General features: G+C 53.4%; 10 protein-coding genes. All 10 read right to left on the bottom strand.

All coding sequences use genetic code 11. From position 1 onward, the window contains the following. Positions 1–31: 31 nt before the first annotated feature. Positions 32–1,738 carry a hypothetical protein gene (locus ACX1C1_RS13450; RefSeq protein ID WP_458952707.1) on the bottom strand — a complete coding sequence of 569 codons (1,707 nt, stop codon included), beginning with the start codon at positions 1,736–1,738 and terminating at the stop codon, positions 32–34. Positions 1,739–1,795: 57 nt separating this feature from the next. Beyond that, positions 1,796–2,524, bottom strand: coding sequence for a hypothetical protein (locus ACX1C1_RS13445; RefSeq protein WP_458952706.1), 729 nt, complete (start codon positions 2,522–2,524; stop codon positions 1,796–1,798). 34 nt (positions 2,525–2,558) lie between these two features. Then, positions 2,559–4,598 carry a hypothetical protein gene (locus ACX1C1_RS13440; RefSeq protein ID WP_458952705.1) on the bottom strand — a complete coding sequence of 680 codons (2,040 nt, stop codon included), beginning with the start codon at positions 4,596–4,598 and terminating at the stop codon, positions 2,559–2,561. A 210-nt stretch (positions 4,599–4,808) separates the two neighbouring features. Further along, positions 4,809–5,684, bottom strand: a complete 876-nt coding sequence (locus ACX1C1_RS13435; protein WP_458952704.1) for a sugar phosphate isomerase/epimerase family protein — start codon at positions 5,682–5,684, stop codon at positions 4,809–4,811. Further along, positions 5,681–6,721 carry a DUF6005 family protein gene (locus ACX1C1_RS13430; protein WP_458952703.1) on the bottom strand — a complete coding sequence of 347 codons (1,041 nt, stop codon included), beginning with the start codon at positions 6,719–6,721 and terminating at the stop codon, positions 5,681–5,683. Before ACX1C1_RS13430 ends, ACX1C1_RS13435 begins: the two co-directional genes overlap by 4 nt. After that, positions 6,693–6,980, bottom strand: a complete 288-nt coding sequence (locus ACX1C1_RS13425) for a phosphopantetheine-binding protein (RefSeq protein ID WP_458957674.1) — start codon at positions 6,978–6,980, stop codon at positions 6,693–6,695. Before ACX1C1_RS13425 ends, ACX1C1_RS13430 begins: the two co-directional genes overlap by 29 nt. Positions 6,981–7,030: 50 nt before the next feature. Next, positions 7,031–8,302, bottom strand: a complete 1,272-nt coding sequence (locus ACX1C1_RS13420; RefSeq protein WP_458952702.1) for an AMP-binding protein — start codon at positions 8,300–8,302, stop codon at positions 7,031–7,033. A gap of 27 nt (positions 8,303–8,329) precedes the next feature. Continuing rightward, positions 8,330–10,147: an IucA/IucC family protein gene (locus tag ACX1C1_RS13415; RefSeq protein WP_458952701.1), complete on the bottom strand. Its 1,818-nt coding sequence runs from the start codon at positions 10,145–10,147 to the stop codon at positions 8,330–8,332. Then, positions 10,140–11,996 carry an IucA/IucC family protein gene (locus tag ACX1C1_RS13410; RefSeq protein ID WP_458952700.1) on the bottom strand — a complete coding sequence of 619 codons (1,857 nt, stop codon included), beginning with the start codon at positions 11,994–11,996 and terminating at the stop codon, positions 10,140–10,142. The genes ACX1C1_RS13415 and ACX1C1_RS13410 overlap by 8 nt, the downstream gene beginning before the upstream one ends. Positions 11,997–12,246: 250 nt before the next feature. Beyond that, positions 12,247–12,978, bottom strand: coding sequence for an HAD family hydrolase (locus ACX1C1_RS13405; RefSeq protein ID WP_458952699.1), 732 nt, complete (start codon positions 12,976–12,978; stop codon positions 12,247–12,249). Between the last annotated feature and the right edge of the window lie 35 nt (positions 12,979–13,013).

Genomic DNA, 13,013 nt, shown 5'->3' with positions numbered 1-13,013 from the left:
CGATCCTAAGGACCGGCTGTTTCATTCGCGCCTATTCTAACGTAAAATCCCAATCCGTCGACGTACTCACCGTAGAAGTGTTGCTTCCGGAGCCTTCGACCTTTGGTCCCGTCGTTTTGATACCGGTTATACTTTCTTTTTCACCTTCGTACGGAATATATATCGATACCTTCCCTGTGTAATCATCCAGCTCCGGATTCACACATTCGTACCCGGAACGGGGAAGGTTAAATACATCCGTCTCGATTATTATTTGGCCATTGCCGAATGAGACCTTGGCTTCCATCTGTTCGTTTTTGGACAATGAGATGTCTCGGAATACGCCCGGACAAAAAGAAACATCGGCCGGTCCCGTGCCTTTTTCCGTCTGAAGATAGTCCACTCGAGCTTTGTAGACACCGTATCGATTACCGTTTGCGTCTTTTTCGATTCTGATTCTATCCAGCAGCTCAATGTTTACTGTTCGACTTAACTCGATATTAGCCTTATCAACTTTTGAAGAGCTTTGGTATGTGTGATTTGCTGATCCTAGCAGCAAAGGGAACTCATCCTCGTGATAGGTCACGAGAGCATTACCGTAGCTTTCCGGTTTGACGATGGACTGATACCAGCCTGTCACGACATCAGCAAGCGTATCCACGATTCCGAGCAGGCCCCATAATGCCGATTCCGCCACGCCTTTAAAACCGTCCTTCGCTATTTTCCCGCCATTCACCAGTTGTGCCAAAATAGGAGGCATACCCGCCGTATCGGCGGAGGCTCGAATAACAACAAAACCTTCGAGCTCCGGCCCTTGATGTCCCCTCTCCTCTTCTCTGACGACATTCGTCGTGAACACGGCTTCGCCGCTTGTTGGCCCCGTTCGCTTTACCTTCATTTGCTGTTGGCCGTCCAATTCAAAATCGTTGGCGCCCAGCCCCCATGTCACCAGCGAGTTGCCGCCTTCGACGATATCCCATTCGACAGACCAGTTCTCCACGTCGGCTGCAATGTCGGAGGAATCCGTCCAGGCGGGCAAGCCGGCAAAGGATAAGCATTCTTTGACCGATTTGGCTGTATCGCTGGCGTTCCACTCACTCAAATACTCCTTGTACATCTCCTCGTTCACGCCGACCTTAGCCGTAAACTTTATATCTACGTTCTCGTCGTGAGGTCCCGGCATGTGGGACGACCAGGGGTTTGCGGCTACTTTGATTTCAATGGAATGATAGAGCATGGCCAGCTTTTGCAGCTTAACCAGTAGATTAATCGTCTGCAGTACCTTACTGGCAATCTGGGAAACCTCTTGAGCTACGCCTGTAATTTTCTCCATGATTGCCGTAATCCCTTTGTCGATCACCCCTGTCAATTGATTCATGCCCACGCCTGTCAGCTCGGCAACAAGGACTGTCATCAAATCATTGCTCGACGAGATTGGCGTTTCGAGATGGGCCGATTTGCCCCAGTCGTTCAGCCATTTCTTAAACTCGGTGCATGGCGGCGGTGGTGGCGTTGCCTTCGGCGATTTCGATGCCTGCGGCGCTTCCGAAGCGGATGCGATTTGCGTCCCCATAAGCCGGTCAAGCAGACCGAGCTCAACTGTTTGTTTCTGCTGCGAAACATGCGCAAGCGACTCTCCCTCCCCAGAAGGAAACGCTTGAAGAAAAGCTCCCAGAAAAACCTGCATCTCCAGCAGCGTCAGCCGGTACTGATCAGGCGTCCAATCATCGCTAGCCAAATCTACTGAAGGGAACTGCATCTTCGCCATTTCGGCTAAAAATAGCGGCGTCTCTGCTCCCGGCAAAGAAGGATCAGACTACGCATGCCTTACCCAATGCCTGATGCCCGACTGAAGCAAGGCCGCTGGATCCTCTCCCGAAGCAAACGGGAAATCAAAATCGCGCATCATCTCCGCAAACTGCTCCAGCGTCAGCCGCCCGCCGCCTTCCGGCTTGCGATTGGCATCATAGGTGAGCAAAGTGAGCTCCGGACCAATGACAAAAGGCACAGCAGCGCGCGGCACAGCATCATCCAGCACAATGTCAAAGCCCGCCTGCTTCAAAATCATCTTGGCAGATTCCTTCTGTTCCTCCCAGGACCCGTTAAGGAGCTTAAGCTCGGAGTCAGCAGCCAAAGCGCTTGCTGCAGGTCGTTCCGAATTGCGGTTCAAGCCGAAGTTGAGTCCCGGAATACCTCCGACGGCCAATACGGTACATCCGAATCCAATAACAATCACCGTCAACAGAGTGACTGGAATCCGTTGTTTCTTCGGCAGTTTATAATAACCGGCTTTGATAAGCGGATATGCTACTTTGCTCGTGAATCGCCATAGCTGCTTCAGCAGCCACCAGAGAACGATTAGGGTGTATTTTGTAACAGTAAACAGCACAGGCCACAAATAATTCCGCGTGATATGCCAGGTGATGCGCAGAACTTTTTTGAATTTGCTATTGCCTGTACCGTTGTCCGTAGGATTGCCGTTATCATTGTTTTCCGGCATTGGCGGTAATGAAGAATCAGAATTTGAACCGTTCTCATTACCCATCGTGTATCTCCCCCGTTATCTAATGATAGACCGCTCAGCCATGTGATAGCCGTTGATAGAGCTCGTGCAAAGCTCGAATTAATTGCCGGTAATACGTTGCCGTCGACATATGAAGCTGTTTGGCCGCGATTTCGAGCGGCCTTACCCCTTCGATGTATGTGACGCTAAGCAGCTTGCCAAGTCTCTCCTCTTGCTCGTTGCCTTCCGACAATCTGCGGATCGCTTGATAAATCTCCTCTTTTGCATCACGGATTTCCTTATCGGCTGAATTCGCTAAACCAGTCATTCCCGCTGTCCTTGTTGTCTCCGCCCGGCTTGGGAACAATCGCTCGTAGTCTTGAAGCAGCGCCTGCCTGTAAGGCAGTACCGCCCACTGATTCAAAATGGCTTTTAGCTGCTTCATATCGAACTTTTCAAAGGTTTCTACTGACGTTTGCGGCATCAATATATCCCGCGCGTGTTGTACGGTACGATCCAGCTTCGTAATAAAATCTTCCTCTCGCAGATCGAGAACAAACGCTTGGTAATCAATGCCGCGTTCAGAAACCGCATCGGCCCAGGCTGCCCGTTCAAACCCGCAAAGCTCAAATACCGGAAACCATTCACTCCAAGAAGTGAGCGCCACGATCCACTCCGGGCTGCAATAATGACTAAGCAGCGTGCTGATCATGCCGGCTCGATATTTCCATTCCAGATCAGGCTCGATTCCGATGACTGCCATCAAATAAGCCTCCGACATGGACACAGATTTATTTATGAATGAAGATAAAATGGGCTCATGCAGCAAAATAGGTTCAAGCTGCCGGTCGTTTAACGGGATTTTAACAAAAAAACCGACCAGCCTTTGATCCCACCATATCGTCACAAAAGCCGAAGGAATACATTCCCACAGTTCGTTGATTCGGTCGATTAACAGCGGAGTATCCTCGACGGACCCAGCAGCATGGGAATGGGATCGCTTATACAAATCGCGAATCGCCGGCAGATCGTTTTTATAACATGGCCGGATTTCCAGCTCGTCCTCTAGTCCGTTCGAACAGAGCGCGCGAACAAGAGGATGTTCGTGCAAAAATAACTTGTCCAGCGGAGATTGTTTGTTCTTTTGGGACTTTAATAGGAACTGTTCTTCCTCATAAATGTAATTTAACGCTTTAACTCTCATCCGTTCGTACAGGTTTGGCTTGCGCAGCATAAAGTCGTCCAGCACCCATGCCCGAATGGCGTCGTGCAGCATCCAGCCGTCTTCTTTTAGGAGAACAAAGGGCAACTGGACAAAGCGACGAAAGGATTCGGCTTCATTATTGCTATCATGCTCCATAATGGCGGCAAGCCGTTCTTCATTAAATCTCCAATATAAAGCGGCTGCCTCCAGCATCCGCGGAACAAAAGCAGGCTGTCCCTGAAGCATGTCGCTCATGAGGGTAGAGATGAGTTGAAAATGCTCCGAGCGTGCCATCGGCCTAAGCGTTTGACCTGATAACGTAGTTGTTGCGGCTAAAACCATAGCCAGAGGTATACCTCTCGAAAATCGGTAGAGCTCAACCTGGCTCGCTTGTTCCGTAATGCCGCAACCCGCCGCATACCCCGCTACCTCGTAATAGGATAACTCTTGCAGGTGCATCATGTGCATATGACCGTTCCAAGGCGATCGAAGCCATCTGCCTGTCAGCAAATGCCGGCCAACCGTCACCATTCGAATGGAAACGTCAAGCGATCCCAGCCATTGCATAAACCAATGCACGATCGAATGCCATTGATCAAACTCATCAATGATAATAGTCATTCGGCCGCCTAGGTCACGCGAACGCTGGTTTATAGATGAAGCAACGCTAATCGGCGAGTCCGCGCATAAGCTCTTGAGCTCTTCTCCACCGTCCATGAAGTAGAATAGCCTATCGCTATACTGATCCATGAATTGCTTAATGAGCGAGGACTTCCCAATGCCGCTTTTCCCATAAATATGAACCCATCGCCAGGCTGTATCCCCGTTGGCATGCTGACGGAGCAGCTCCAGCTCGCGGGCTCGCCCGACAAAATGCTCTCCATTACATGCAGACATTGATTCGCGCGACATCGCTTAACCCCCTAAAGCTTACTAAATTGTATTCGTGCCTACAATCCGGTTTGATAGTCCACTCTATAAATGAGAGTATCATGAGAGGGACGGTAAGGATATATAAAAAAAGACGCCTCCCATGCAGGGAAGCATCCACACGAAAGCCCGCTTTCCATTATGGTTAGCGGGCTTCTTCTTTGTGCTTATGTCCATGACTTGATCTGTACATTACCGGATCGCACCGGCAGGCAGAGTCGCTTTGTTGCTAAGGCGGTCGAATTGTCTAAGCCAAGCGATCTCTTTGCGCAATACGCGCGAGGGATGGTCGCCGAACCACTCCACAGAAGCGAACAGATTCTCGGCTTCCAACTCGTCTTGCATGGCCGACAACAACCTGTCGTATGCGATCACACCGTCGCCTAACCGCGTCATGCCCGCGCGATCCCCTGCCGCAGAGTACACATTGGCTGGCGCGAATACGGACAGACGATCGGCGGAGGTAATATTCTTGAGATGTAAGTGGCTGACCCACGGCTTTAATATCCAATATGCATCCAGCGGATCGCTGCCCCCCTCCCACGCATGCAAGAAGTCCAGGTTGATGCGCAGGGCAGGATGGTTCACCTCGGCGATAAGCTGCAACGTCGATTCGACGGTATCGGCCAGCGTGTCCGGATGCGTCTCGATTAGCAGCTCGACGCCTCGCGAGGCGCAACGCTCGCAGAGTCGGCGAAGCCTCCGCACGTAACCTTCGCGTTCACTCTCCGTTGTGCTGGCGCTCGGGATGCAGCCGGCAAACGTTCGCAACCTTCTCACTTCCAGCCACTCTGCCGCATTCAGCAGCTGGTCGCAACGCTTCATCGTCGCGGACATGGCATCGTCCGAGACGATCGCGAGGTAATCGCTGATCATCGTAACCGGATGCCGAGCAAGTCCCGGCTCTCCCTGACTCGCGCCAGCCTGCTTGACCGTCGCGTACATCTGGCAAGCGTGCGCGCCCCATAGCTCGATGCCGTCGTACCCCTGTTCCCGGGCAAAGCGGACAATCTCTTCGTACGAAATAAGCTGATGCCTGAACGAAATACTGCATATCGAATATTTCATGAGGCTGCTCCCGCCCGTCCGCTTGTTCCACTCTCTAGACGGGATAGCCATAACCCATGCAAGCGTGCCAGCTCTCCTTTGATTGCCAGCTCTCTTTCGTTCATCTCGTCTAACCGTTGCAATATAGGATCCAGCAGCTCCTTCTTGCCCGTCATGCCCATCTTGATCGCCATGTATTGCACCGAAGAGAAGCCTTGCACCAGCAGCTCGATTCGGTCGCACCACCCTTCGAACGCCTCTTCGTCGATGCCCGTTCTCTCCATGTAATACATCAGGGCATGCTCATACGCATATTTGCGAATCGCGATGACAGGGAGCTGCTTCACACACCGCTCTACCATCGACAGATTGAAGCCTTCGCGGCCGGTGGCCATGGCAGTCAGCCGGTCTTGGAGAGAATCAATCAGCTCGTTGTGCTCCGGACTTAATCTGCTCAGCAGCATACGGCTCACTACCTCGTCCTCCGGTTCCCTCAAGCCGGAATCGTCGATCACGAAGCCGCCGCCGAATGGATTGCCGAGGAAGGCCTCCAGCGCGCGATCGCGTGAAATGACGCCTTCCCTTCGGAAATCCGGGTCGCGCAAATACCACTGATCCGGATTATCTGTCCTGTACAGCATGACAAAATGCGGGAACGGCTTTTGCTTGAACTTGTTCTCGTATTCGGGCAACAGCGACATATCGAGCTGAGCGATGACGTGTCGGTTCGACGGAGCTTGCTCCACAAGCCGAATCAACGTATCCAGATTGTCCGACGGCACAGCCGCCGTATCGTACCATTGGCGAACGGGCACGCCGAATAATCGCTCATACCACTCCGTGAAGTAGTCATGCCGCAGATCATGTTGGTAATACGTGATGCTGCCGTCGTCCAAATAATCAATATCCGCGTCCCATACGCCAAAATAAAATGGGCGATAATCGATGTTGCCCGTTTGGCGCAGCACCTCGCAGAAGCAGCTGACGATGCAATGCACCTTGATGCTGACTTCCTCGGCCGGGAGCACGCTACCTGCTGTTTGTAACGGCTTCGTCAAGACTTGCACCTCCTATCGCTTGGTCGCTGCTGTCGGCATCCACCGGCTCCAGCTCCTCCATAAAGGACAGCAAGCTGCCAACTGTGGCGAACGCACGGGGATCCACCTCGGCGTCTGGCACGCTAAGTCCTAGATCCAGCTCGATGTATACGATCAATTGAACAATCATAATGGAATCGATCAACAAATCTTCGCTTAGCCGAAGCTCGTCGCGCAAGCTCTCCTGCTCCAGCCTGCAGCGTTCGAACTTATCCTGCATCAATTGAAGCAAAGCCGCGCGCAGCATTTCTTTTCTCTCTATTGTTTGACTCATTCGTATTCCTCCTCCAGCTCCAACATTCTGCGACTGATCTTCCCTCCGGCCGTGCGCGGAATGGCCGCTACCATTACAATGTCGGATGGCACCTTGTACGGCGGCAATGCTTGCAGGCACCAATCCCGAATTTGACTAGGCGTTATTGCTTCGTCCGATACGACGAGCGCTCTGGCCGTCTCTCCCATGACGGGATGGTTTCCCCGGAATACGACTGCTTCCTCTATGCCCTGCATTCTCGTCATCACATCTTCTACCTCGGACGGATAGATCTTGAGCCCTCCGGCATTAATGACATCATCCATGCGGGACAAGAAACGCAATCTCCCCTCGGCATCAAGCAAACCCAAGTCCTTCGTTCCGACCGGTCGCATGGAAGATGCAGCCGACTCGACAATGATCTCTCCGGGGTTGCCATTCGCAGGCGTCGTTACAACGCGATAATGCGAGAGCGGCCTTCCCAGGTCATCCGCGCCCGTCATCGGACCCGCGAGCGTGACGCAGCCTAGCTCCGTGCAACCGTATTGCTGGAGCATAACTGTGCCTGCTTGACTCAGCCGCTCGAACATCGCAGCCGGCATCGGCGCGCCTGAAGTCATGACCGCCTCCGGTCGATGTGCTTCCGTCAGAAATCCCGATAATCCGTGAATCAGCAAAGGTACAGCATACAAGAGATGTCCAGGGTGCTCCTTCAGTAGACGCAATGCATGCTTGGGGTTGCGGCCTGAAAGGACGATAGGATGCTGCCCTCTCTCCATCGATGCGAGCACGCCGGAAATGAGTCCATAGGCATGGGAAACCGAAGCCCAAACAATCGGTCTGCGTACCGCGTAATCTCCGAGCGCCTCGTTGTATGCGGCAATCTCGACTCCAACTTCGTCCCAAGACCGGCGAATTTGTTTCGCGTTGCCTGTCGTTCCCGAGCTGAATTGATACAATCCCGGTGTACCGCGTTCGCGCTCGCGTTCGCCTCCGCTAGACTCCTCCACCCGAGTCACGTTATGAGCAGCACCGTGCAACAAATAATCGCAGCCCGCTTCAACCGCCGCCTTCACCGCAGCTTCCTCCGGCGTATCTCCATGTATAAGCAGCACAGAGCCGCCTTCCTGACGCAAATATAGAACCAACGACACCGTATCCATCGGATCGCGCATACAAATGGCGTATTTGATCCCTTGCGGCTGCCGCAAATAGGCGAGTTGCCTGTATGCAAGCCATGCGTCATCCATATCTGCCCGCACAAACGTTGTGGCATCGACCGTTAGCACACTTCTCTCCCCCTCTACTTTTCTCCCTTATTGCCGACAATGGAGCGGATTCGCCACCTCATGCGTCAGCTCATCCATGTCTCGAACAAGCCTGCGTTTCGCCAGCGACTCCAGCTTGACGCTCGGCCCAAGCAGAGCAAACCGTTCGTAACGATCCCGCCATACTAGGTCGCGGGACATATGCGATTCCATGATTTCCAGAGCCAGCCTCCAGAATTGCCTTTCCTCGAATCCGTAATTCGACTGCAACAGTAATGTAAGCTCGCCCAGATTCATGTGGAAAAAGGCGTCAACAACGAGCTCGCGCAGCCACTCCTGCCCATCCATCTCGTAGAAGGCATTCGGCGCTGCATTCGCGTATGCGGGATGTAACGACTCGTACGGCGGTCTATCATCCGGATTAGCAAGCCAATCAGTGCAGAACTCCAAGCTTTCGTGGAAATCCTTCAGTACGACTCTCCGCGGTAAGCCTTCTTGGACGATAATCGCCATGTTCTGCGCATGCGCTTCGAGCGCGATGCCGTGAACGACTAACAGATGAAGAACGGGAAGCATCGCCTTCTCCAGCAGCCTTTGCAGCCAATTCTGCAATCCGTAATCCTCGATCCAGCGATGAATATACGGCTCACCGTCCAAATCAATTGCGGTCAGTGCCGTGAACGGAATCACTCGTTCCCCCGGCTCCGAATACAGGAACGGACTTTCGCGCCAAATACATCCGATGATGCCTGCAAGCTCCGGCGCATCAGCGGGCTCGCACGCGACTCCCGCGAATTCTCTTAGCAGCACAACTCTCGCCTCATCCCGCAAATAAGAATCCGATGCCGCGATTGCCGACAGCCAATCGGACATGAGCGGCGCCGAAACGGTTGTCGGGGGCTTAAGCTCGCGATAAGAGGATGTTGTGCGGATGCCAAGCGACAGCTTAAGACTTGGACCGCAGCGATGTGTTTGATTGAGCAGCGTTCGAATCGACTGCTGCGGACGGTATGCCTGCTCGGCAGGCGCCAGCTTCACAATTCGATTCTCACGAATAAGCGATGAGAAAGCCGGAAGCACGCGATTCTCCCATTGCCAGGGATGAACGGGCACGTAAACATACTCATCCGTAGTCAAGCCTTTGTCCTGCATGACTCGATCCAGCTGGTTTCGCTCGCGCTCCGAAATGACAACATTCAACCCTGCATCTTCGCGTGAAGATATCGCGATACCAGCATCCATCCGCGCGACAGCTACCCATATCGGATAGATATCCGGGGCAAATTCGGGACCGTACGCCAGTTGATCCGCTTCGGTGAAGCCGATTCTGGATTTGTAGCTGGGATGATAGGGATGGCCGTCCGCCAAAGCGGCTTCAAGCTCCACGTCGTCCTCCATATCGCGCAAGAGCAGACCAGCCTGACGGCGTGCGGTTTGTGCCAGTGCGTCGTTCAAGATCGTATGCTCCAATTCGACGACAAAATCGTCCATCCGCTCTGCATACTGCAAGGATGTATGATCCCCCGCCAAACATTCCCTCAGTAAAGTTGCCGGATCAAGCGCTTCCGCAGTTGCCCCTTCTTGCGTAACTCTCGTAATACCGCCGACGAGGCGGATCCGCTGAAACGTAAACCTCTCTATCCCTATGCATTCGTAACGAACGATAAGCCCCCGATTATCCAGTCCTGTCAGCACGTATCGCGTCTGGCCATTACCCAATCGAAGCTGCTCGGAGGGCTTTAATATGTCTTCGAACAACAAGGCTTCACATAGCTGCCGCACGACTCGCCGCTGGACGCTGACCCGTATATCCGTTGGAACTCCGCATTCGGAAGCTGCAGTGCGGGTAATAGAGGACTTATCCATGACGCACCCTCTCCTGCCTCCACATAACGGTCGCCCTCTTCGCCCGCTGCAGCATTTCGCGGCCCGGTATCTGGCTGACGAGCGGATTATCGACCTCGACGTATACGGCCTGCTCCAGATGCTGCTCCAGCTCGTCGATGCCGCTTAGCACGGTCAACAAATTCGCTTTGCAGCTGATCGTCCGCCCGTCCAGCAACCCGTCTATTAATGCCAAAGTGCAGCCCTTACTCTCCAACAGTTCAGCCTGAAACCCTTCCAGCGTGCTTCGCAGCTCAGCTAAGAGAACCCCCTCCTCGATCAAGCCAGCCATGCCGAAGCCGTTAATCAATCCAAAGAGATGATTAATGAACAGGTAATACCTAACCCTCTCGTCCACGAGCTCGTCATCGTACACGTTGCCGCTGCTTTCTCCGATGCCCGGGAGCAAAGCGTTCAGCTCTTGCAGCTTGGATCGCCGATAATAATAACCTTGATTGTCCCTGAAGTAGAAGTTCTCCGGATAACCGTCTTGCAGCCGAACGAGCGAATTTTGTCCATGCGCTTCCAAGCCGATCCCGAAGTTGGCGTACAGCCACAACATCGGCCGCAGCGAGATATCCAGATATCGCCGAAACCAGCACAACGCAACGTCCGTTACGGGTCTTCCTTCACGTTCCGCGATACCACCAATAATGGCGTGAAGACGTGAACTTGGGCAATCTGGCAATGCCTCCTGGCATAACGCCGCAATCGGAGCGACTTGTTCCCCCGCAGCACCTCGGAAGGGATTGTCGCGGATAATGATTTCGAACCCTGATTCCAGGAGTCCCTCCCGTCCGTCGTGTAAGGTCATCCACGCCGGGTCCCCTATCACTCGGAAAGCGGGGAAGCGCTCCTCCATCATCTTGCCAACTTCCGTCTTCCATAACCGGGCTGCCTCGGCTCCTGCTACCAGCTCGCTGCATTTGTTCACCCGCACCGAATTGGTTAATCTAGCGGGCATCGACAGCTTGAGCATGATAGCCGAGTCCTCATGGTAGATCGTTCTCATGGAAGAGGTGGGCCGATACTCGCGGCCAAGCGGACCGAGGTACTTGAGTACTCCCCGCTCCAGCCAATCGCGCACATGCTCCGCTTCGAGCGCTTTCGCTGCTTGGAGCGGATGCAGCGGCAGCGGCGTCCACTTAGCATCCTGCTGCTGCAGCAGGTCCTGCGGAAACCTTTCGTCATCCTGAATCAGCTCTGTCAGATGCACCGAGGCGGTCTTCTCCGACTCCGAACCTTCTAGGACGATGCTTGGATGCGCGCAGAACCAATGCAACCGGAACGCGCCTTTGCATTCCGGCGTCAAGCCTGGCTCTTGCCACTCGGGCAAACCTTCACGGCTCTTGGGCGTAGGATGCATCGCGTGACCAAGCAGGAGAGACTGCTCCGCTTGTATGAACGTAAATGATGGAGCATGAATGGACTCCAGGTCGCCGCTGCGCATATGCAAGTAAAGCTCCATTCTTTTGCAGCTATCAATCATTCGACTTAATAGTCCAAGCTGCTTGTGATCCTGCACGCCGCTGGAGTCGGTTAACTCTCGAGCTAGCAGCATGGCCGCGGTTATGGGATCGACCTGAGCAGGCTGCGCTCCGGCAGACTGCAGCAGCACCTTGCCGCCATATCGATGTCTGCCCGTCAGAGATCGATAGGAGACGTCGATCAGCAGGGCCATTCGCAGATGCGTTAGCGGTACGATGACCTGCCCCCATAAGCCTGGCGCACGTTCTCGCTGCCACGCGCACGCTCCCGTCTCTCGCAGATAACAATTGAGGAACGATTGCAAGCTCAAATCCTCTGCTGCCTTCCTTATGCAAGTACTCATTTATCCCCCCAAGGTAACGTTAATGATTTTCATTCTCAATAAAATTGATGATACATACTGTAACATAGTCTTCCTTATTTGCCCATGGACGATATTTTCTATTTCATATGGACGATGTTACCACCTGTTCCTCAGACTATGATCGTTTCTGCATTTCGCCAGAATTACCATAAAAAATAATATGGGCTGAAGCGACAACCGCTTCGGCCCAATTCATCGTAGAGATTGGTTGCTGCACTTCCAACCCGCATTATAAGGAATAGCTACGTGGAATAACACGGAGCAACGCCGCCAGCATTTCATAATTGACGACGACATGGTGAGGCTGGTCATCCGTCTCCGGATCGGCCCCCCTATGATTGAACCACACTGCGGTCCAGCCTGCTCCAAGAGCGCCAATGACGTCGTTGCGCCAGGAGTCGCCGATCATGACGCATTGGTCAGGCAAGGAGCCTGTCGCCTCGTTAATATGGCGGAACAATCGAGCATCCGGCTTATCCCAGCCTACCTCGCCAGAAATGAATATCCGCTCCGACGCGACAAGCTGCTCCAATTTCATCGCTTCGATCTTGCGCCTCTGATGCGGACCTGCACCGTTAGTAATCAATCCAATGCCAACACCACTGGCGCCAAGCTCCGCCAATAGCTCGCGTGCTCCCGGCAGCATAGCGATGTCGAACTGGCAGTCCAAATAAGCCTGCTGCACCGCGGCGGCCTCTTCCTCGTTGATTATGATCCCGAACTCCGCGAGCGTCAACTGGAATCGACGCCATCTCATCCACTCCGTGGCCGTTCCCGCCTCCATCGACCCGGCGCCCCCAAGCTCCAGCGACAGGATGTCGCTATAATATCGGAGCCGGTGGTAGGCCTCCTCGTATGGAAAGCTGCGCTCATCGTCTATCCAATTCGCAACAGCCTTACGAAAAGGGATTAAGTGGTCATACAACGTATCATCTACATCAAAAAAAATCCATTTGTTCATGCTCACATTTCCTATCTTGTTGTATTGTCACGCTA

The organism is Paenibacillus sp. strain BS8-2 (assembly GCF_054483835.1).
The sequence above is the reverse complement of the archived record's forward strand: the minus strand, read 5'-3'. Positions and strand labels throughout refer to the sequence as shown.

What these genes read in the sequence shown, in the direction of transcription:
- ACX1C1_RS13450 (WP_458952707.1), bottom strand. Translation starts at nt 1,738, where the DNA reads ATGCAGTTCCCTTCAGTAGATTTGGCTAGCGATGATTGGACGCCTGAT.
- ACX1C1_RS13445 (WP_458952706.1), bottom strand. Translation starts at nt 2,524, where the DNA reads ATGGGTAATGAGAACGGTTCAAATTCTGATTCTTCATTACCGCCAATG.
- ACX1C1_RS13440 (WP_458952705.1), bottom strand. Translation starts at nt 4,598, where the DNA reads ATGTCGCGCGAATCAATGTCTGCATGTAATGGAGAGCATTTTGTCGGG.
- ACX1C1_RS13435 (WP_458952704.1), bottom strand. Translation starts at nt 5,684, where the DNA reads ATGAAATATTCGATATGCAGTATTTCGTTCAGGCATCAGCTTATTTCG.
- ACX1C1_RS13425 (WP_458957674.1), bottom strand. Translation starts at nt 6,980, where the DNA reads ATGCAGGATAAGTTCGAACGCTGCAGGCTGGAGCAGGAGAGCTTGCGC.
- ACX1C1_RS13415 (WP_458952701.1), bottom strand. Translation starts at nt 10,147, where the DNA reads ATGGATAAGTCCTCTATTACCCGCACTGCAGCTTCCGAATGCGGAGTT.
- ACX1C1_RS13410 (WP_458952700.1), bottom strand. Translation starts at nt 11,996, where the DNA reads ATGAGTACTTGCATAAGGAAGGCAGCAGAGGATTTGAGCTTGCAATCG.
- ACX1C1_RS13405 (WP_458952699.1), bottom strand. Translation starts at nt 12,978, where the DNA reads ATGAACAAATGGATTTTTTTTGATGTAGATGATACGTTGTATGACCAC.